Annotated in this window: 1 pseudogene; it reads right to left on the reverse strand. The window is 37.7% G+C overall.

Features of this window, described 5'->3' with window-relative positions:
• Window positions 1–738 (reverse strand): annotated as a pseudogene (locus tag ACFIO3_RS15840) (M23 family peptidase); the annotation flags it as partial.

Raw genomic sequence — 738 nt, forward strand, 5'->3', positions numbered from 1 at the left:
ACGATGCCAATGCGTAAAAGGCTTCCCTCTTTAAGGGTATCGGAAAGGCTTATTTTTTCTAGCGTTTTTACAACCTGTTCAATTTGCTCTTTGGTATAACTGGTTTTTTTGAAAGCATCGGCTATCTTTTGTTTTTTTCGAATAGGAATAATATCTTCAACATAGTTTTTCGTCAGATCAATACGGTGACTTTGAGGAGAAACGGTTACATTTTCTTGCACGATACGGACTTCAGGGGGCTCTGTTTCTTGAGAAGGGGAAGATGTATCTTCTAATTTTAAAGGATCAATCAATGTGAGTACTGAAAGTAGTTCGGTACTTTTTTCTAAAGTAAATCCAGCTTTTTGTACTTCTTGTTGTGCTTCTTCATCTGTCAGCGTATAAGTGTCATCAAAATCGAATTGATTTACCTTAAAGTCATAGCTGCGTAAGGTGATTTTTGTTTCGACCTTTGCTCCATAAATCTGTCCAGAATCTTGTAGTTTAGCGCTGTGATTAGTCGAATCACTGGCAAGAATGCTTAAAGAATCAAATTTGGGATAGCTATATTTCTGGGGGCGCTTTTCGGCTAAAGCCATACGAATCCATTCAAAATGTTGTGTTTGAATGACCTTTTCATCGCCTTTTTTTTGTAGAATCGATAATTCAAATTGACGTTTTCTGTCAAAGCTTTGCCGTGCATGGGTGGGAGAAATGCGATCACCTTTATAGCCATTGGCTTCAAGATCTTGTGATTCT

Source organism: Bartonella sp. AD328YNZD, assembly GCF_042196425.1.